Genomic DNA, 20,323 nt, shown 5'->3' with positions numbered 1-20,323 from the left:
TGGCGCATACGCACGATCACCATGGTCTGGCAGGCCATGGTGGCTACCGACAACTTGTGAGGGCGGATAGTCGGGAGGTCGACCAGCAACGTCTCGATAGATTCGATCAAAGGACTCATTGGCACTTCCACAATCAGGCGGCTCGATAAGATAACTAGAGCTTGACCAAAACACCGCTGAACGAACAATATCGATTGAGCACCCCCACCATACCTTGGAGGTATCATGGAACTCAGGCACTTACACTATTTTCGTGTTGTCGCTGAGGAACTTAACTTTACTCGCGCGGCTGAACGTCTATACATTTCTCAACCACCTTTATCTAGACAAATCAAGAAATTAGAAGAAGAGATTGGTGCGGTTTTATTCGAGCGAAGTACTCGCGGTGTCGCATTAACTGCATCAGGTCAATTCTTGTACGAGCACACCCTTCAGATATTAGAAAAAGTCGAATCGACTGTGGCTGCCACCCGGCGAATTGCACGCAGCAAACGTGACCTGTTCAGCATCGGCTTCGTGCCATCAGCCTTCTATGGCCAGCTGCCATTATTAGTAAGGAGCTTAAGACAAAAGGATAATGTGGAGCTGGTACTAACAGAGTTAACCACGATACAACAGGTTCAAGCTCTTAAGGCCGGACGTATCGATATCGGCTTTGGACGCCTAAGAATCGATGACCCGGAAGTAGAACAGGAAGTTCTTTACGAAGAACCAATGATGGCAGCACTGCCCAGCGACCATGCCCTAGAAGGAAAACGCCCCACTTTAGCAGAGCTGGCAAAAGAACCGATCATCGTCTTCCCCACCACGCCACGACCCAGTTTGGCAGATATCGTGCTAGGGCTATTTCACCGTCGTGGGCTCAAAGTCGAAGTAGCTCAGGAAACGAACGAGCTACAAACAGCTCTCGGCTTAGTCGTCGCAGGTCTAGGGTTTACTCTGGTACCCGAGAAGGTCAGTCGCTTAAAGCGCCACGGTATTTCTTATGCTTACTTGGCAGATAGCAGCATCACCTCACCGGTACTATGCAGTCGTCGTAAGAACGAGACACCATCGACCCTCATGCTGGAGACCAACGAAACACTGCGCACCTTGATGAAAAGCGGTAAGAAAAATCAGATGCCCTCGGAAAAGTCCAACATAAGAGAGGTATAAGCTCTGAGCACAACCTCTACAACGGTAAACACCGACGCTAAAGAGTCCGAGCGATGCGCCTCGGATACGAACCTGGAACGCGGTAAACCTAGATAGTAACGCGCCCTTCAATACGTAATTTGACGTATGGCATGAGGCAACACCCTCGCGAAACAGGCAGGTGTTTCACTCAACTTCTGTAAACAAAATTATATTTATCTTATTTAAAAAAGCTTACTGAGACGCGATTATTCACTTTACTTTACTACACTTTTCATGTGATGTTGAATGCAGTTGGAGACTACCTCCAACTGCATTCAATAAAAAAATAAAGAGAGAGGACGTTCCCATGACAAGTAAATCGCGTCGTTATCCCGTGCCGACCTTATGCCGTAAACCACTAATTAACCTAAGCAGTCTACTGGCAGGGGTCCTTCTGAGCAGCTCAGCCCTTGCCAGTGATATTACCCTGAATTACGCCTTTTTTGCTCCCGCCCAAACCTACCCAGGAATGCAAATGCAGTTTTGGGCGGATGAGCTAGAAAAACGAACGAATGGTCAAGTGTCGGTAAATACCTTCCCTGGTGGAACCCTACTAACCGCAGCAAATATGTTTGATGGTGTACTCAACGGCGTTGCTGACATCGGCCTAACCACGACGTCTTATGAGCCTGCCCGCTTTCCTTTACTCAATATGATTGGAGAAATAAGCGGCCAAGATGTTAGTGCCGAAGTTGCTAGCCAAGTTGCCTACCAGCTCATACAGGAATTTCCGCAAGATCAGTTTAACCTTGAAGACTTCAAAGTAATTACCATCTTTACTTCTGAGCCGGGGTATCTACAGACTCGCAACAAAGTCAGCACTCTGGAAGACTTGGAGGGCTTGGAAATTCGTGTGCCGGGTGAGTCAGAGACCATGCGAGCACTGGGCGCGGTACCCATTGGCATGTCTCAAGCAGAGACAGGTGAGGCACTTCAAGCAGGTATCGTACAAGGCATTGCATCTTCTCGAGAAACTCTGCTGGACCTTCAGTATGCTCGGCACCTCGACTATATCGTCGATTACCCATTATCCAACGTTATTATGTTGGCAGTCATGAGCCGCGAGCGCTGGGATTCTCTGCCAGAAGATGTACAACAAACCATTGACCAACTTGGGGCCGAAGCATCTCAGTACGCAGGACACTATCTCGACAACCATGTACAAGAAGCTATTTCCTGGTCACAAGAAAACCATAATTTAAACATTATCACTCTGGACCCCGAAGAACAGGCTCGCTGGGAAGAACGCCTTGAACCCGTTAATAAAAAATATATTGAGCAAGTTGCATCTCAAGGACTTCCTGCTCAAGAACTATACGACCGAATGCTAGAACTCGTTAAAAAAAACAATAAATAATAAAACCTCATTAACAAGGCTAACAAATGGTTAACTTAAAAATCTCAGACACCTTCATAAAAAGTATATTTTCTTTGGCGTTAGTAGGGATTTCAACAACAACTCATGCACTTGATTTCGAGGTAGGCGAAACGAAAGCCAAGGTTTATGGTTATGTTCAGCTTGATGCCGCTTATACTGACGGAAACAAGATGGATGCAGCCAGTGGCTTCACTCCATTTGTTGATATTAGACCGAACAATATCGATGGCTCAGACGGTAATTTCGACATGGGAGCCTATACCAGCCGCATCGGTTTACGGACGACCACGCCTACCTCAAATGGCCCCGTCACAGTAGTGCTGGAGGGTGATTTCCATGACGACGGAGGGCCAGGGTTCCGTGTACGGCACGCTTATGGTGAGTGGAACGGGTTTCTCGCGGGTCAGACATGGACAAACTTCTCTGGCTTTGTTGGTTTAACCCCCACAGTGGACTTTACTGGCCCAGTTGGCCGCCCCAACCCCGGCAGGTTAGCTCAGCTTCGGTACACCACAGGAGGTTTCTCTGTTGCACTTGAGGATCCAGACGGCTTTAACGTGGGCGAAGGCATTCTCAGTGGAACTTCTGGCGTTAAACAAAGTCGACTTCCAAACCTAACCGCGCGCTATACACAAAGTATTGACGCCTTCACCTACGAAATTGGTGGACTTGCACGCGAAATAGGCTATGACATTGCTGCTGACAACAACTATGCCTTTGGCTGGGGTGTAAACGCGAGTGCCTCTTATAAATTTGCTTCAGGCATCACCTTAAGAGGCGCCGTTGCGCATGGTGACGGTATCGGTGGTTACCTTTTCTTTAATCCCGGCGGGGCGGGTTATATCAAATCTGGTGGCAAGATCGAGACGATAAAAGCAACGTCTGCGACAACCGGTATCACCATTCCAGCGGGACCTGGCAACGTCAACCTTTCCTATGCCATGGTTCAAGCAGATATGGATGAGACTGCGGGCTTGACTCCAGCACCACCCAATACCCTCTATGGCTATGACCGCTACGATAGTGTCTTTCTGAACTATATTTGGTCACCGACAGAGCACGTATCCTATGGCGTCGAGGTCGGCTACCACCAAGCTGAACAACCTTCCGGCACCAAAGGTGATATAACGCGAGTACAGGGTATGATTCGTTACACCTTCTAACACTCTATCCATTTGGATACTTAAAAGCCCACCGATAACGGTGGGCTTTTAAGTATGCTGACCTCTACAAAGGCTCCCAGCTTCTATCAACCTAAGCGTTAAACAATCTAAACACTCCGTATAAGCAGCCTCAGACCTCGCCCAGCAATAGCAGTCGATAAAGTGTTTCGAGCACGGGTGTCTCCATATGATGCCGTTTAGCAATACGCACAATAGCACCCTGAATACTTTCAACCTCTGTTGATCGCCCAGCACGGCGGTCCTGAAGCATAGAAGGAAGGTGGTGGCCTTGAGAATGAATGGCATGGGTAATACTTTCCAGCACCCTCGTCTGGTCAAACGCCACGCCGTCTTGCCTAGCGACTCGATAGCACTCACGCACAACGTCTTCGATCAGCTGCTGCCCTTGGGGCTGACGAACCAGCTCACCAACGGCGCAGTCAAGCAGCGTGCATAAGCCATTAAGTGCCGCATTAAACGCCACTTTCTCCCAAATATGTGCCTCGATTCCAGCATCTAGATAGCTATACAAACCCGCATCAACCAGGACATCATTCAGTTCGGCCATAAAGGGGACTTTTTCACCAGCTAAGCGCCACCAGTGAGTTACCCCTTGGCCACCACTATTAACCACTCCAGGTGACATCAGGTCGGCAGCAATCGTTGTAATTCCTTGCAAGACCTGTGACGCTTTAACGTGCTTGGCAAGCAGCGAGGCATTGCCAAGCCCGTTCTGCAGTGTCATCACCCACGTGTTAGCACCAACCAAATCACATGAAGCGCTAATAGCAGTTTCCGTCGCGCTGCCTTTAGTCAATATCAGTACGAGATCGACATCTTCACGTAGCTCACCTGCTCTATGGATAGGCACTCGCACCTGCTCCGAGCATCTCCCCTCCATATTCAGCCTGATCCCATCGGAGCCAATGGTCGATAACGTGACAGGATCAACATCAATTAAATGTACTGCATTGCCGCTCGACATGAGTCGAGCGGCAAATAGGCAGCCCATAGCACCAGCGCCAATAATTGCAATTTTCATTGTTTACTCAGAATGGTAGGGGGTGTTCAGCTTTCATCTTGCGGACCATCGCAGTAAAGAATTTATTGGCAAAACCGCTTTCACTAATTAGCTTAGCCGTTAAATTCGCGCACTTCTGGCTAATCGCAGTATCAATTTCAACATCATCGCCTCCCAATGCCCCTGCTGCGCACTGGTTTTCTGCTGCCCGCTGAACGGTCCACAGAAGGAAAACGGCTTTTTCGATGCTGGATTCACCCACGGCAATACCGTGGTTGCGAAGCACTAGGATATGCTTATCACCTAGCCCCTCAAGCATCCGCGCCTTCTCATCAGAAAATAACGTAATACCTTCAAAGTCATGATAGGCAACGCGGCCGTAGAGTTGTGCGCCATAGAAATCATGATGGGTAAAGCCATGCTTTTTCTGAACGACCGCAGAAATGGGCACAGTATGGGTATGCAACATGCAGTGAATATCATCACGCGCACCATGAACGGCGCTATGCAAAGCGAAACCAGCGGGGTTGGCATCATAATCCGATGCTTCGACCTTGTTACCATCTAGGTCAACTTTTAACAGGTTTAACGGCGTGACTTCGGTGTAGTTAAGGCCAAAAGGATTCACAAGGTAGTGACCGTCTGTACCTGGCACCCGCGCCGAAATATGATTGAAAATGGATTCGGTCCACCCGAAGAAATCGACTAGGTGATAGCAATAGGCCAGTTTCACCCTCTGCTCCCACTCTTCATCACTACAATGGCTGGGCTTCTCAATATGTTCGGGCATAGCGATAGGCTGAATGTTCATTTATAAGGTCTCCTTGCAGGATTCACGATAGCCTGCGTTTTCTAGATAATGTGCCAAGGAAAAAACAGTGTTAATGGTAGGAACAGCGATGTTCTGCCTTTTCGCCAGTTCAATTACGCCCCCAACAATGGCACCGAGCTCCAACTCTCGCTCTTGCTGATAATCTTGCAGCATGGACGTCTGGACTCCCTTCATTCCCTCGCCAACTTCAAGGAGCTCCGGCAAGGTCATTTCTAACTGGCTACCACAGGCACTCGCCGTAAACCGTACTTCTTCAAAGAGCTGCTCCACCACGTTGCGCAGCCACGGATCCCCATAGAGAGTTTCCAAGGTGGTTTTCGTGATCACTGAAAGCGGATTAGATGTCAGATTGGCGGCTATTTTGCTCCACACCGCATCTCGGATATGAGGCGTGTGGCGCGTGCTAATCCCCACTGAGTCAAGCGCCTCAATCAGTGCCATTACGTATCGTTTTCGCTCAGTCGTTAACGGTGTAATTTCCCCAAGAATCAAACGGTGCGGAGTCGTTGAGTACGCCTGTCCTGGCGACGTTACCTGCGCCGATATATACACCACACAACCGATGATGGAGCCGGCAGGCACGCAATTAACCAACTGCCCACCTGGGTCAACGGCTTCGATATGCTGAGGAGTGCTTGGTGTGTCGGGAAGCCCCATGAAAAGCCACCAAGGAGTCCCATTGACCATAGGCACCAAACAAGTGTGCGCATTAAACAATGGCGTCAAGTGCGGCAAAAGCCCCGATACCGCTTGTGACTTGGTGCACAGCAGCACAATGTCCTGCTCTCCAAGCTCCGCGGGGCTATCTGACACCGCCACCTTGGCAGAGTGCTGCCCTTGCTGGTCGATGAGCTGGGCACCAGAGCGACGCATGGCTAACAGCGTCTCACCGCGTGCCAGCACACTGACCTGATGCCCGGCACTTGCTAGCAGAACAGCCACGGTAGTGCCTATCGCGCCTGCACCAACAATGGCTATCCTTAGAGAAGTGGTAGAAGGTGGCATGTGCGTTTGCCTTTAAGGTTTGAGCAATATCGAGGAAGAAGGAAAGTCTGTTGCCCAACCGTCTTTCAAGGGAGCAATAAAGACATTTTCGGTTCGAGTTCGAGTAATCAGCCAGCGGCCATCCTGCTGTTTTTCGAACGCATTGTTCAGCCGAGATGACCGAAGTAATGAGCTACCGTCCGAGAAGATCCACGGCTGACAGTGCACCCATTGGCCGGTTGCTGTGTCGCCATCAACATGGATCTGCTCGGAGGTTAAATAGTGCACATTGAGCAGCAGCTCGGGATGTTTTTTCTCACCCCAGAATTTTTCGAAGTGGCGACGAATTGCGGCCACTCCCTCAAGGCGGCCAAACTGACCATCGTAATACTCGCCAACCCCCTCCCAGACGGCATCTTCCGCATAGAGCGCCATAATATGATCGATACGCTCAGCATCACTTTTGACGCCATACTCGGGTAGAGGTGTGTCACACAGAAACATATAGCGCGTTTGAATCCTGCGGATGTCCGCTTCCGCCTCCAGCTTGTCAACACGCGCTAAAAGGGCTTGAAAATCGCTTGCGGTTACCTCATTCATGGCTCTCCCCCTACTGAGTAGTGATATGAAGGGTGTCTGCTCACCGGCGCATCTAGCGTGAGCCAAGCTGCTCGATGACATGTGCTAACCCAGACTTCATCTGGCGGACTTCTTCGTCGCTGACGCTATCGAACAATTTTTGCTCATGCTCACGGGCCATGTTTAGCAGCTTGCCTGCCAGCTCATTGCCCGCCGAGGTGAGCGAGACATTACGCTGATCGCCCGACTCGACCACCAGATCGCGACACGCCAAACCATTCAGGGTGTCTTCACAATCTTCGAGAGGCTGCGCAACCCCCTGTGCAACCTGATCAATTGGCTGAGGGCCACGATCAAGAAGCAGGGTAAGTATCCGCCATTCCTTTTGGTTTACCCCGAGATGGCCCAGTCGGGGATAGAAGTCCTGGCGATAGGCGGCGAGTGACTGGCGTAATAGATAGAGGAAGTGCTGCCCAAGTACGCCTCCGCTAGTACGGTTATCCTCTTCGGGAAGCATCATGGGGTGGGGCTCCGGCAGCGCATAGCGGCCACCGTGGAAGACCAGCGATCCACAACCGTCCTGATAGTCGTAGTTCAGTACTTCACCCACAATGATAAAGTGGTCTCCACCTTCATAAACTTGCCAAGTTCGGCACTCGAAATGTGCCACCGCACCGACAATGCGAGCACTTCCCCCAAGGCCTTCTTCTACATCAATATCCTTGAACTTATTCTCGCCACGTTGGGCGAACCGGTTGGAAATAGGCACTTGGTTACTGGCCAACACATTGACGACAAAGTGCTCCGCCTGACAGTACACATCCTTACTGTAGGCACCTTTATCAATACTCCAAAGGATCAACGGCGGCGTCATTGAAACGGCATTGAAGCTACTAGCCGTCACCCCGTAATGCTCTCCTTCAGCATCCTTGGTGGTGATCACCGTGACACCGGTAGCAAACTTGCCAAGGGCGTTCCTAAAGTCTCTGGTATCAATACCCATATTTCATTCCATTAATTATTAGTCGTCTTTAGCGCCCTAGTTTTTCACCCGTGACGCCACCGATCCCATATTCACTTTTGGGGATTTCGCTGATAATCACTCGCACGTTCTCTTTGGGAGCACTAACAGAAGACACCACAGCGTCTGTAACTTCGCTGATTAGTGCTTCTTTCTGCTGCTGTGTCCTGCCTGACATCATATAAACGTGAACGGTAGGCATAATGATCCTTGTTATGGGTTCTTGTGGGTTAATGAACAACGCTCGATTGATTTGGCCTAACCAGTGTCACGGCTACGCAAAGCGTCAAGAACTTGGCCGCTCGCCACTCCCAGACCCTCGGTTAAAAAGTGGTCAAATCACGATACTCGTCGTAACGCTCACTAAAGTCCTGATACGACTGAATCACCTCGGAAAAGCCTTCATCGGCTTGAGCGGCATTGTCCAGCACACCTACCGTGGCGGCCTGAAGCGCGGTTAGTACCTCATCTGGAAAGCGTTCAACGGTGACTCCGGCACTGCGGAACTCTTCCAGCGCAGCAGATTGCGCTTGCATATCATGGGCATACATATGAATACTGAGATCACTACAGGCATTGCGCACGGCGAGCTGCTGACTCTCAGCAAGCCCAGCCCATACGTCAGCATTAATCAGCAACTCATTAAGGCTGCCGGGCTGGTGCCAGCCAGGGAAGTAATAGTGCTTGGCTACCTCATAAAAGCCAGCGCTGGTATCAATGGTGGGAAAACTGAGCTCAGCGGCCCCAATACGCCCAGTATCTAGGCCTAGGAAGGTCTCTCCAGCAGGAAGGGAAACCGGCGAAATACCCAGCTGACTGACGACCTCGCCACCCAAGCCGCTGATGCGCATACTGAGACCTTGTAGATCTTCCACACCATTGATTTCCTGAGAGAACCAGCCTCCGGCTTCAGAGAGCATGCTGCCGCAAGGAATCGGCACTACGTTGTAGGGTTCGTAAAGCCCTTCCCAAAGTTCCAGGCCGCCGCCGCCATAAATCCAAGCCAAGTATTTGGGCACATCAGGCCCGAAGGGAATGCTCTGAAACAGCGCGGCTGCAGGTATTTGACCTGCCCAATAGCTAGCCGCTGACCAACCAGCGTCCAAACTACCATTGCCGACATTCTCCAATATTTCAAAAGGCGGTGAAAAGGCGCCCGCATCATAAGGTGTGAATGTAAGCTTTCCATCCGTCGCCGTGGAAACATCATCGACGAAACGATGTATCGAGCGGTCAATTACCTCCAGACTGAAGGGAAACGCAGATTGCAGCGTAAGAGTTTGGGCCATCGCAGTAGAGGCCAGCAGTGATATACCTGTACCGACGAGAGTTTTCTTGAGAGGAAACATCATAATTTCAACTCCTGTTTCAGGTTGTCGTTATTGTTAAACGCGCTACAACATCAAAATCCCCGGAAAAAGCAGGATAATCAGCAAGACAAATAGCTGAATAGCAATGAAAGGCAGTACGCCTCGATAAATGTCCAAGGTGGTGACACGCTCACCCACCGCCCCTTTCAAATAGAAAAGCGATACGCCAAAGGGCGGAGTGAGAAATGACGTTTGCAGATTGATGGCAAATAAAATGGCAAACCACACTAACAGTGACGTCTCGCTGAGCCCGTTTGCCAAATCAAGTTGCGTCACGATGGGCACGAAGATAGGCATCAAAATCAGCGATATTTCTAGCCAATCTAAGAAAAATCCCAATAAAAAGACCAGCAAGAGAATCAAAAACAGTACGCTCCAACTGCCGCCACCCAGTAACTCCAAGCTACTGCGAATCAAGCCATCACCTCCAACGCCTTTAAAAATCAGGGAGAAGCAGGTAGCAGCGATAACTAACATCATGATCATAGCGGTAGAGATAACGGCCTCTCGAGCGGCCGTCATGACGGAAGAAACATTGATCTTACCCATCAGTAATGCAAAGAGCAGGACCGCCAAAACACCCACTCCACTGGCTTCAGTAGGAGTCGCCACCCCAAATACGATCGTTCCCAGCACCGTAGGAATCAGAACAAGAAAAGGAAAAAGCGCCAGCACGTTGCGCCATATACCCGGCTGTTCAAGCATGGCCGCCTCGCCATTTTCGGCAGGCGTTTCTGCACACTGCCCCCACCAGGCAAGCCCTAGTGAATAGAGCATATAAAGCAACAGTAATAGCGCACTGGGAACAAGTGCTGCTCGAAAGAGATGCCCGACCGGCACCCCCACCAGGCTCGACAAGATAATCAGCATCACCGAAGGAGGCATTAGGATTGCCAGGGTACCTGATGCCGATATCAGGCCAGATGCAGAAGAGGCTGAATAACCAGCATCCAGCATGCGCGGCAAGGCCAATACCGCCAACAACACCACAGAAGCACCCACCACGCCGGTAGTCGCCGCCATCAACCCACCAATAAACAACACCGTTAACGCTAAATGCCCTGAAAGTCGACGTAGCATCCGCTCACTCACGTTGAAAGCATCCTTCGCCAGCCCCGTTCGCTCCAGCAGCAACCCCATCAAAATAAACATAGGAATGGCGATATAAAGCCAGTTGTTTAACGCATTGGCATAAACACGGGTAAGCATTAGGTTGGCAAAAGCCATGGGCAGATCAGAGAGCAATAGAAACGCCGACGACACCCCACCCAGCACAAGTGCTACCGGGTAACCCGCCAGAATGCCTGCAAATAGAAGCACCACCATGCAAAGTGGCATCCATACCTCAAGCATGTATCTGCCTCCCAGTGGCCCAACGCCAAGCACTTATGGCAACGATCAACACTAATACGGCTAAAAAAAGAGTCACGCCAACGGGCAACGCCGACTTGATGACATAGATGTCGGCTAACCCCCCATCCGTGGAACGCTCACCGGTAACATAAGCTCGCTCAGCGAATCGGTAAGCAGGCAGCAGCAGCAAGACAAAGAAGGGAATACCAAACAGGAGGTGACCGGCCAACTCAATAGCACCTCGATAGCGAGACGACAGGCGCGCATGCAGCACGTCGACTTTCACATGCCGGTCAAGCCACATCACGGGGGCAACCGCTAGCATCATGGCAAAGGTAAATAGCAGTACCTGCAGCCCCATTAGCGAGTTGAAAGTAATACTACTGCCCAGTAGCCAGTAAGGCGTCTCGAACTCAACCAATTGCGACGCCCCCATCAAATGCATTAACACACCAGCGCCAATCACAAAGGCAATCAGCAGTAGGCAGATACCACAGAAATTCAGAACCCACCCACAAAGTCTTGTAATTAGGCCGTGCATGGCGAAGCCCCCTTCTTTAAAGGTCAAATATCGATAACAAGCCGCGAACTCTTGGCGCGCGAACAGCACACGGCAATTTGGTCGTTATCTTCTTTCTCTTCATCACTGAGAAACTGGTCCCGGTGATCAGGGAGCCCTTCCAGCACATCGCAGATGCAGGTACCGCACACCCCTTCCTCGCAGGAAACATCAACTTTGATCCCAGCAGCTTTCAGCGCCTTGGCAATAGACATGCCTTCTTCAACTTGAACGACGACACCACTAGCAGCCGCCTCCACCTCAAAAGCACCTCCACTGGTATCCACCTCTGCGGTGAAATATTCCGAATGCACCTGAGTATTGGGCCATTCCGCTTTTTTTGCCGCCTCTATTACCCAATCCATAAAGCCGGTTGGTCCGCACACATAGAGGTGCGTCTCCTCTGGCTGGCTCGCTAATACGGCGTGAATATCCAGTCGTTGGTCAGGCGCACCGTCATCAAAGTGCAGTATCAGCTCATCGCTGAATGTAGCTTCCAGCTCAGCGATGAATGCAGCACTCTCTTTACCACGACAGCAGTAATGCAGTTCAAATGAGCGCCCAGCCGCTTTTAGCTCATAGGCCATGGCAATCATTGGTGTAATGCCGATACCGCCACCCGCCAACAGCGTATGAGCCGCCGATGATGACAGGGGAAAAAGGTTGCGCGGCGCACTCACTTTCACGTCGATACCCTCATAAAGCCGTTCATGTACCGCGCTAGAACCTCCCCTTGAGCTGGGATCAAGAAGAACACCGAGGCGATAGCGCTGCCTTTCGCTCGGGGCATTACTTAATGAGTATTGGCGTATCAGCCCCTCACCCAAATGAATATCAATATGAGCCCCCGCTTCAAATGACGGCAGCTCTCTGCCGTCTGGGGCGACCAGATCGATCACAGCGATTCCATTGGCCTGGATCTCGCGACGATCAACACGTAACGTCAAGGTGTCATCTTGCATGGTCATCTCCGGTTGCTCAGCGCATGTAAATGCCACCGTTGGCATCCCAACAGGCACCCGTAACAAAAGCTGCCTGAGGGCTGGCCAAGAACGTCACCATCTGGGCGACTAAATCAGGGGCGCCTAATTTCCCTACGGGAATATTGGCAAGTGCCTTATCGAGATTGTCGCCAAGCACCTCACGTACCATCGGGGTGTCTAATGGGCCGGGGGCAATGGCATTGCATGTAACTCCATCTTTAGCCAGGTCACGGGCAAAAATTTTGGTCAAAGTTAGGATGGCACCCTTAGAAGCAGCGTAATGGGCTCCCGTTGCTGTGCCGCCATTTTGACCAGCCAGGGAAGCGAGATTAATTAGCCGGCCGTAACCTCGCTCCCTAAAATGACGCCCAAAAACTTGGCAGCCTGTAAAAACACCACCAGCATTGGTGGCCATCACCGCATTGAAGTCTGCCGGATCAATATCGAATACATTCTGGGCAGCTGTGCGTGCCGCATTGTTGACCAGCACTTCACAACGTCCAAAGCGTTCGATGACCTTATCCAGAACCAACTGAAAGTCATCGGGCTTATCGACATCCAGCGTTGCCGTCACCGCTGTTTCACCCGCCAGATCCAATTCAGAGGCCAGCGCCTCAGCAGGCTTGGGATCGATATCAGTGATCACCACGCGAAACCCTGCTTGGTGTAACGCACGCACGATATGAACGCCGAGTCCACGGGCACCGCCGGTAACGACAGCGGTCTGTATGTTGTCAGGTAGTGGTGTAGCCATCAGAACAAATAGCTGAACGAGTTCAGCACTCCATCTGAATTAAGTAGACGAACCACCTTTTTCTGAAGCATGAAGCCTGAATCGGTGGCGGTGAGGGTATAGTGCACATTCGCTGCCCACAGTCGCTGGCGCCCGAACTTGTCTTCGACAAGATGCTGCGCGCAGGAAACCACGACCGTTTCGCCATCAACTGCATCAATCACAAAGCGCGACACGGTGCGAGCGGTGATGGCGGGGGGAGCCGACGAGATCGAAAAGCCGTCTTGGAATCGCTTGATACGATCGCGACGCATCTTGTCATCGTCGTAGCAGAGATTGAGAACTTCCGCATAGTCCTCTGCCTCTTCGATAGGAATGATGTACAGGCCGTCGGGATTCCAGAGATCAAGCCAGCTGTCGTACTCTCTCGCATCCAGAGTGGCAGCCTCGTTCCAGATGAACTGCGCTACCCGCCACAACAAGTTATCTTGCTCAGAATTTTTCATGTGTTTACTCCTGCATCATCCGTTTCCACATTGCATAAGCAGCGCGCATACCCGTTTCATCCGAGACATGACCACGAGGTCCGGCTTCGCCCTGAGCCTCTTTCTCGATACCACGATTCACCAGGATAGGTAGCTCGGTGCCACTCTCGACGCCCCGCTGAATGCGTTCCCACACCTCGGCATCGTCGGGAGAACCGAAGCCCATGGGACCTTGGAAGTGTTCGTGCAAACGTAGTCGAATACGATTGGCAGCAGAGGGGCCGCCATCCATGCCAAGTGCGATATGACGAATATCAGTCTTGTCGACGGCCACCGGCGTCAGGACCCGAAAGAACGCCATGGAGCAGGCCACATTGGGGAATAGGTTAAGATTGAAGCCTGACCCACCGACCGCCCGCACAATGCGGCGCACTTGCTCATCGGGGTAGCCTTCATTGCGTAACTCTTCCGCTAATGCTTCAAAGCGCTCAGGTATCTTGCGATCTAAGTCTTCTTCTAAATCAACCAGCTCGGGAATCATAACCATCACAGAGTGGCCGTTGCCAAGATCTTCAACAAACCCTTCACCATCTAGGAAGGTAAAGGTTTCCTCAGCTTCTTCATCTAACGACTGGAGGAAGGACTTGTGCACAATGGGAAAGTGGTAAGCGTCCGTGGTGTTCTCAAGCTGCACTTTCCAGTTCATCGGGACGGAAAATTGATGTTCGCCGAGAGTTTTTACGGGGTAGCCGCCGCCCTGCTTCATAAACAGGTCAATCCACTTCTTGGCAGCGCCGAGAAATTCCTCAAGCGGCTCAATATCGTCATTAAAAGTGGCAAAGACCATCCCGTTATAACTTTCAGTCCTCAGAGTAAATAGGCCAAGTTGGGCCTTATCGAACTCTTCGCCATACTGCTCAGGATGAGGAATCGCGCGTAAGCTGCCATCTAACCCATATCCCCAACCATGATAGGGACACTGGAAAGAGGAAGTTTTGCCTTTGTCGATTTCACAGACCGTGGCACCACGGTGACGGCAGCGGTTCAGCATCACGTGAATATTGCGCTTACGGTCACGCACCACAATGACTGGTTCACGGCCTACAGTGGAGAGTTTGAAGGCCCCTTTATCAGGCACTTCACTTTCGTGAGCCACCCATACCCAAGTTTTGCGAAAGATCTTTTCCTGCTCTGTGTCAAACAGCTCGGGGCTGGTGTACATCGTCGATACAACCCGACCTTCCTCAACCAGTCGGTTGGGGTCTAGGGTAATGTTCTTAACGTCTATTAACTGGTTCATATTGTTCTCCTCATCACTTGGTCAGCGCACTTTCACGCAGCGCGCTGACCACTGGATAGCGTTGGTTATTCAGGCACTACCAGCTCACGCCCGATACGTGCTTCGACGCGTGCGTATTTCCAGAGTTTGTAGGTACCATCGCCCACAGGGGTGGTACGGAAAAAATTACAGGCTTCAACAACGGTGTCATAATCAGGCACATCGGCCATGATGTACGCCGTCCACGGCGCTGTTGCAGAGGGACCAACCATGATCCGGTCGTCGTCCATGACTCCCAGAATCGTGACGCCAGGTAGCCCGTCAATGCCCTGCATCATCTGACTGAAGGCTTGCCAAACCTGCATACCTTCTTCGGCAGGTGCATCCATAAAGTTCTGGTTGATACCAATACAGAAAAGTACGCGTTGCATAGTGATAATCTCCGTTATGAGGTGCTTAGTGCCGGTTACAGATAGCCCGGCAATGGGTCATGGCCGAAGAAGATAGCTCCGGCATTTTTCCAAGTAATTTCGCCCATAAAGGCGTGCTGGGTGCACAGCTGGGAGTCGCGCAATATGCGTGATAGTGGGTGCGCATTATCGGCACCGTTCATACCGCTGATGCGATAAAGCTCTTGAATCGCAGCGGCACACTCGTGTGTCAGATGGGTCGTGGATAGACGCAGTAAATTGATCTGATCACGATCTGGCTCGCCGCCTGCCTCGGTAGCGCGCCAAGCGTCGTCCGTACTTTCATAAAAGAAATGACGCGCCGCACGCACTCGGGCTTCTGCTTTGGCTAGAGAAATTTGAGCATATTCCCGCTGGCCCAAATTGGGCGCACCAGTGATCGACTTCCGCCCCTGAACCGATGCGCGAACGATATCCAGCGCCTCTCGCGCCATACCCAACGTCGTGACTGATAACACTTGAGCAGCAAACGAAAGCGACGGGTAACGAAAAAATGCGCCTTCGATTGTGGGTTTGCCACCCCGAACAAAGGTCCACTCTTCGGGCACTTCTACGCCGTCCACTACTAAATCATGGCTGCCGGTTCCTACCATCCCGATCATGTTCCAGGTAGGATCGATCTCGACACACGAGCGCGGCATCACCGCCATACGCGGCAACGCACCTTCTTCCTCCGGCAGGATCCCTACGCCGCAAAGCGATGCCCCCATACAGCCACTGGCGAACCTCCAGCGGCCACTCACCTTAAAGCCGCCATCGGTGCGCTCAGCAGGCTGTGGTGGAAAGATACCACCCGCAAACACCACATCTGGGCTTTCCTGCCAGACGTCTTGCAGCGTGCTTTCAGGTAAGGCAGCAAGATACGCAGGACTCATACCAAAGCTGGCCACCCAGCCTGCTGAACCGTCAGCGGCGGAAATCGCTTCGACCATGCGCAGAAATTCTGTCGGCGACTTTTCATCACCACCAAACCGAACGGGCACCATGGCACGATAGACGCCGATCGCCTTGAACTGGTCAATGATATCCGTAGGGATATGCCGTAGTTCCTCAATCTCCTCACGCCTTGAACGGATATCGTCGAGCAATGCATCAAAACGTGCCTCGCCCCCCCACTGCTCCTTATCAACGTACTGCGGCATGGTTATCTCCTTGTTGTAATGTCGTCTCCATCGGCGCCCCTTGATGAATCAATTGCCATCCGGCACGGCACACGCCCGCATCGTCGCCACGACGTCCTATCACTTGCATGGAAACAGGCAGCTCTTGGTAAGACGGCAAGGGGATGGATAACGCGGGATGGCCAGAAAGGTTAAAGGGACGTGCAAATAGCGATAAGTTCAAATCCTGTCGGCCCGCCAGTGCTTCGCGAACCGTCATAGGAAAGTGCGGGAGTGTCGGCAGTACGAGGCAGTCATGCTGAGTGAGCAGGGTGTCGATGGCGGCGGTAAAAGCATCGCGCACCTGCTCAGCTTCGGCGAGTTCACCATCGGAAGTAGAGGCCGCAGCGTGCAGGCGCTTTTCGATATCGTCCCCCAACTTATGAGAGCCTATTAGCGCCTCACAAGCCAGATAGGTCTCACGATTAATCACGACCATGGCCGCTTGAAACGCCTCATCCATCAGCGGCAATACCACCTCTGTCCGCCTTGCTTTGGCCTGACTAAGCTGACTCTCTAAACCTTGTAGGATGGCTGACTCGGCACTGACTCTGACAACCCCCAAGGTACTGATCGGACCAGCAGCTTCCGGCAAGAACGCAGAGTCCACCGCACTCATGAAGTCGATCAAATCCTGCAAATTAGCGGCCAAGGGGCCGACGCAGTCGAGACTGCTCACTGTCGGCATGATGCCTTCTCGGCTCAAACGACCAAAAGTAGGTTTCAACCCATACACGCCGCAGCAGGCTGCGGGTACGCGAATAGATCCACCGGTATCAGTGCCGACTCCAATATCTGCCAGCCCTGCGGCTACGGCTGCCGCAGAACCGCTAGAGGAACCACCGGGAATCAATGCGGGATAGTTGGGATTTTCCGGCGTGCCCGTCCAGGCATTGACTCCCGTCATACCAAAAGCCAATTCATGCAAATTGGCCTTGCCAACAATGTGGTAGCCCGCCTGGAGCGTGCGCGAGACGATGTCAGCATGGTTCAAGGCTGGCGATGCCTCAGCAAGAGATTCCGATGCTGCCTGTGTAGGCAAGCCTGCAATATCGATCGTGTCTTTGATGACAACGCGTTTACCGCCCTGCCCCATATTAAGAATTGATGTCAATATCGTCATGCTAGGCCGCCTCAATAGACATGTCACATGAAATTTCAAGCATCTGAATAAACATATACGCTCTCCACGTCATAACCGAACACTTAGCGAACGTTAAAGAATGAACAGCACTAACTGAGGTAACGCAAGTAACAACGTGATGCACAAGATATAAGGAGGTAGAAAGTACCCGACTCCTCGGAACGTCTCTCCAAGGCGGAGCTCAGTATCCAGACTTTTAACGATAAAGGCGTTCACGCCCACTGGAGGAGTGATGGCCCCCATACTGGTGACAATACATACCACTACGCCAAACCATACTGGGTCATACCCTAGCGCAATGGCCACTGGAAAAAAGATAGGAATCGAGATAATCAGAAAGCCCATCGCATCCATCAAAGCTCCACCGATAACGTAGATTAAGAGGATAAATGCCATGACTAATACCGCAGGCAACGGTAATGCAGCAGCCCACTCACCCACCATAAATGGCAGCCGGGTGATGGTCAGAAAGCGTCCAAAAATCACTGCTCCGGCGATCAGCATCAAAATCATTGCCGACGACTTCAAAGCATTGGCAACAGCTTCCTGAAGAACAGTCAAAGTGAGCTTACCCTGAACCAAGGTAATCAGCATCGCACCCACACAGCCCACTGCCGCCGCTTCGGTTGAAGTAAACCAGCCGGCAAAAAGCCCTCCCAGCACCAGGACGAACAGGACTCCGACCTCGATAACACCTTTCAGCGAACGCCAACGAACAGACCAAGACGAACGACTCCCTGCCGGTCCCATATGAGGTTTTAAGCGACACAACAGAGCAATCGTGGCAATAAACAGTCCGACTAGAATGAGCCCAGGAACAATGCTGGCGAGGAAAAGATCACGAATGGCCAGTTCGGCCTGCAAAGCGATAATAATTAATACCGAGCTTGGAGGGATGATGACACCTAAGGTTCCTCCCGCCGCAACACTCCCCGCACTTAGCGACCGGCTATAACCAAACTTTTTCATCTCGGGCAATGCAATGGTACCAACCGTCGCAGCTGTTGCCGTATTCGATCCGCTTACCGCCGCAAAACCCGCACTGCTTAGAATAGTGGTCGTTGCCATGGACCCACGCAAATGGCCAATCCAAGCATAGGCTGAAGCAAATATTTTCTCCGTAATTCCGGAGCGAAACAGAAGCTCGCCCATAAAAATAAATAACGGTATGACACTTAGCGAATAACTCGACAACTGCCCCCAAATACCAGAGCTGACCACGTTATAAGCGGCAATAGGACTCGTCATGTGCAGCATGCCGAAAAATCCTACTATGAACATGGCAAAGCTAATGGGCATTTTTATTAAAATAAGCAGGAACAGGCAGAGTATCCCAATTAAAGCCACCATCGTCATACTCATTGCGTTACCACCTTTTTTAGACTGCTTATAAAATCAGTGAATAGAACAAGACAAAACGCCGAGAAGCCCAAGGCAACTAAGTAGACGAAGGGGTAAATCGCCACACGCAGCGTTTGAGATAAAGAGCCTCGTTGCATGGCATTAAAGCCATACTCCCAAAGTTTCCAGGCCACCATCGAGAAGAACAAAAAGCTAGCTAGAGCAACCAGCGATATTAGACAGGTCTGGATACGCACCGGAAAATGGGTAACCAGTAGGTCCAATTCCACATGCGCTTTGGCGCGCTGAGAATAGGCCAGCGAAAGCGCCACAACAACGGCCGTCAACCATCCCACCACCTCCGTCGTTCCCCCGAAGGAAGAGCTAACTTGGCGTACGATGATATTACCCACCACAATAAACACCATCATCAGGAGTGCCGCACCAGCCATATAAAGCAACAACAGACTAATCAACCGATTTATTTTATTCATAGGGCCCCTTTGAATAACCAATAGTTCAGCACTTAGCCGCAATAAGATGCGCTAAAAACATTCACAGTTATTGATATTCGTTGATAAACCCAAGGTAACGGTCATGCCGTTCAAAGACAGAAAGTCCTTGAACTGCCATATTGTTACGCATTTTCTTATTCAGAGGCTGTAGTAGTTGAGAGCAGCGTTGCGCTTCGCTTGCATCCAGTGCCAGCTGCTCAACAACATGATCTTCCGCCGCCCACATTAAAGACTCTTTAATATGCTCATATAAGTGTGTGCCTGAAAGAGAGATCATTTTCGCCTCCAGAGCCTCAGCTTCTTGTTGTACATTATCGGCCAGCGATTCCTGAGGGCTCACATAGCTATCCACTTGTAGCACCCTGTCAGAAAAGGTATTGATTAATACTTGGCTGTCAGAAAATGTTTGGGAAGAAGTAAAGCAGGCGTAGCTTACATTGGCGCACCCAGACAAGGCGGGCATATCTGACCAAGCATCTACGCAGCCTTCTTCCAAACGCACCACCAACTCGCGACACCGAAACGGTTTTGATAGCTGATATTGCTTACTAGCCATGATCACTACCTCTATTTATTATTGTGCTGAATGTCGGAGAATCACTTACGTCATAAACATTCAACATCACATGAAAAGTAAAGTAAAGGAAATACCACATCGAATTTCTCATACTACGCCTCGTTGCATCAGCTGGGAGCGCCCAAGTATAGCGGCCACCAGCTTCTACACAGGCGCTCGTGAGATCGAGTCGAGGAATAGCTGAAATACGTGGGCACAAC

22 protein-coding genes are annotated in these 20,323 nt (G+C 51.2%); 3 read left to right on the top strand and 19 right to left on the bottom strand.

What is annotated here, in order from left to right:
- The first annotated feature begins 225 nt into the window (after positions 1-225).
- The 3 genes from H616_RS0105185 (at position 226) to H616_RS0105175 (ending at position 3,717) form a co-directional block, all read left to right on the top strand.
- Complete coding sequence (locus H616_RS0105185; protein WP_027966408.1) at positions 226-1,155, top strand: LysR family transcriptional regulator; 930 nt, start codon at positions 226-228, stop codon at positions 1,153-1,155.
- Between the two features lie 328 nt (positions 1,156-1,483).
- Complete coding sequence (locus H616_RS0105180) at positions 1,484-2,533, top strand: TRAP transporter substrate-binding protein (protein ID WP_051233999.1); 1,050 nt, start codon at positions 1,484-1,486, stop codon at positions 2,531-2,533.
- 26 nt (positions 2,534-2,559) lie between these two features.
- Positions 2,560-3,717 carry a DcaP family trimeric outer membrane transporter gene (locus tag H616_RS0105175; RefSeq protein ID WP_027966406.1) on the top strand — a complete coding sequence of 386 codons (1,158 nt, stop codon included), beginning with the start codon at positions 2,560-2,562 and terminating at the stop codon, positions 3,715-3,717.
- Between the two features lie 130 nt (positions 3,718-3,847).
- Here H616_RS0105175 and H616_RS0105170 read toward each other — a convergent pair whose 3' ends face one another.
- The 19 genes from H616_RS0105170 to H616_RS0105080 all read right to left on the bottom strand — a co-directional run bounded on the left by H616_RS0105170 (position 3,848) and on the right by H616_RS0105080 (position 20,102).
- A complete protein-coding gene (locus H616_RS0105170) occupies positions 3,848-4,759 on the bottom strand; it encodes a ketopantoate reductase family protein (protein WP_027966405.1) in 912 nt (303 codons plus the stop codon).
- Positions 4,760-4,766: 7 nt separating this feature from the next.
- On the bottom strand, positions 4,767-5,549 hold the full coding sequence (locus H616_RS0105165) for a class II aldolase/adducin family protein (RefSeq protein ID WP_205619064.1): 783 nt from the start codon (positions 5,547-5,549) through the stop codon (positions 4,767-4,769).
- Positions 5,550-6,575 (bottom strand): ketopantoate reductase family protein, encoded by a 1,026-nt coding sequence (locus tag H616_RS14240; RefSeq protein ID WP_035572624.1) that lies wholly within the window; start codon positions 6,573-6,575, stop codon positions 5,550-5,552.
- A gap of 12 nt (positions 6,576-6,587) precedes the next feature.
- Positions 6,588-7,154, bottom strand: a complete 567-nt coding sequence (locus H616_RS0105155) for a nuclear transport factor 2 family protein (RefSeq protein ID WP_027966403.1) — start codon at positions 7,152-7,154, stop codon at positions 6,588-6,590.
- Positions 7,155-7,206: 52 nt separating this feature from the next.
- Positions 7,207-8,136 (bottom strand): flavin reductase, encoded by a 930-nt coding sequence (locus tag H616_RS0105150; RefSeq protein ID WP_027966402.1) that lies wholly within the window; start codon positions 8,134-8,136, stop codon positions 7,207-7,209.
- A gap of 28 nt (positions 8,137-8,164) precedes the next feature.
- Positions 8,165-8,356 carry a 2-hydroxymuconate tautomerase gene (locus H616_RS0105145; RefSeq protein WP_027966401.1) on the bottom strand — a complete coding sequence of 64 codons (192 nt, stop codon included), beginning with the start codon at positions 8,354-8,356 and terminating at the stop codon, positions 8,165-8,167.
- A gap of 121 nt (positions 8,357-8,477) precedes the next feature.
- On the bottom strand, positions 8,478-9,506 hold the full coding sequence (locus H616_RS0105140; RefSeq protein ID WP_027966400.1) for a TRAP transporter substrate-binding protein: 1,029 nt from the start codon (positions 9,504-9,506) through the stop codon (positions 8,478-8,480).
- A 42-nt stretch (positions 9,507-9,548) separates the two neighbouring features.
- Entirely contained in the window at positions 9,549-10,877 is a 1,329-nt protein-coding gene (locus H616_RS0105135) for a TRAP transporter large permease (protein ID WP_027966399.1), read from the bottom strand.
- The gene (locus H616_RS0105130; protein ID WP_027966398.1) at positions 10,870-11,418 is read right to left on the bottom strand and encodes a TRAP transporter small permease subunit; all 549 of its coding nucleotides are present in this window, start codon (positions 11,416-11,418) and stop codon (positions 10,870-10,872) included. Before H616_RS0105130 ends, H616_RS0105135 begins: the two co-directional genes overlap by 8 nt.
- A 23-nt stretch (positions 11,419-11,441) precedes the next feature.
- Complete coding sequence (locus H616_RS0105125; protein ID WP_027966397.1) at positions 11,442-12,398, bottom strand: PDR/VanB family oxidoreductase; 957 nt, start codon at positions 12,396-12,398, stop codon at positions 11,442-11,444.
- Between the two features lie 16 nt (positions 12,399-12,414).
- Positions 12,415-13,173: an SDR family NAD(P)-dependent oxidoreductase gene (locus H616_RS0105120; RefSeq protein ID WP_027966396.1), complete on the bottom strand. Its 759-nt coding sequence runs from the start codon at positions 13,171-13,173 to the stop codon at positions 12,415-12,417.
- Positions 13,173-13,658 carry an aromatic-ring-hydroxylating dioxygenase subunit beta gene (locus H616_RS0105115; protein ID WP_035572622.1) on the bottom strand — a complete coding sequence of 162 codons (486 nt, stop codon included), beginning with the start codon at positions 13,656-13,658 and terminating at the stop codon, positions 13,173-13,175. Before H616_RS0105115 ends, H616_RS0105120 begins: the two co-directional genes overlap by 1 nt.
- Positions 13,659-13,662: 4 nt before the next feature.
- Positions 13,663-14,937 (bottom strand): aromatic ring-hydroxylating oxygenase subunit alpha, encoded by a 1,275-nt coding sequence (locus H616_RS0105110; RefSeq protein ID WP_027966394.1) that lies wholly within the window; start codon positions 14,935-14,937, stop codon positions 13,663-13,665.
- 65 nt (positions 14,938-15,002) lie between these two features.
- On the bottom strand, positions 15,003-15,347 hold the full coding sequence (locus H616_RS0105105; RefSeq protein WP_205619063.1) for an IacB protein: 345 nt from the start codon (positions 15,345-15,347) through the stop codon (positions 15,003-15,005).
- A 35-nt stretch (positions 15,348-15,382) separates the two neighbouring features.
- The gene (locus H616_RS0105100; protein ID WP_027966392.1) at positions 15,383-16,528 is read right to left on the bottom strand and encodes an acyl-CoA dehydrogenase family protein; all 1,146 of its coding nucleotides are present in this window, start codon (positions 16,526-16,528) and stop codon (positions 15,383-15,385) included.
- Entirely contained in the window at positions 16,512-17,669 is a 1,158-nt protein-coding gene (locus H616_RS14235) for an amidase (RefSeq protein WP_051233997.1), read from the bottom strand. Before H616_RS14235 ends, H616_RS0105100 begins: the two co-directional genes overlap by 17 nt.
- A 93-nt stretch (positions 17,670-17,762) precedes the next feature.
- Positions 17,763-19,052, bottom strand: coding sequence for a TRAP transporter large permease (locus tag H616_RS0105090; protein WP_027966391.1), 1,290 nt, complete (start codon positions 19,050-19,052; stop codon positions 17,763-17,765).
- Positions 19,049-19,525, bottom strand: a complete 477-nt coding sequence (locus H616_RS0105085; RefSeq protein WP_027966390.1) for a TRAP transporter small permease — start codon at positions 19,523-19,525, stop codon at positions 19,049-19,051. The genes H616_RS0105090 and H616_RS0105085 overlap by 4 nt, the downstream gene beginning before the upstream one ends.
- 67 nt (positions 19,526-19,592) lie before the next feature.
- Positions 19,593-20,102, bottom strand: a complete 510-nt coding sequence (locus H616_RS0105080; RefSeq protein ID WP_027966389.1) for a hypothetical protein — start codon at positions 20,100-20,102, stop codon at positions 19,593-19,595.
- Positions 20,103-20,323: the final 221 nt, after the last annotated feature.

Source organism: Halomonas halocynthiae DSM 14573 (assembly GCF_000425725.1).
Taxonomy (GTDB): Bacteria; Pseudomonadota; Gammaproteobacteria; order Pseudomonadales; family Halomonadaceae; genus Halomonas; species Halomonas halocynthiae.
Note: the sequence above shows the minus strand (reverse complement) of the source record. Positions and strands in the feature narration are given on the sequence as shown.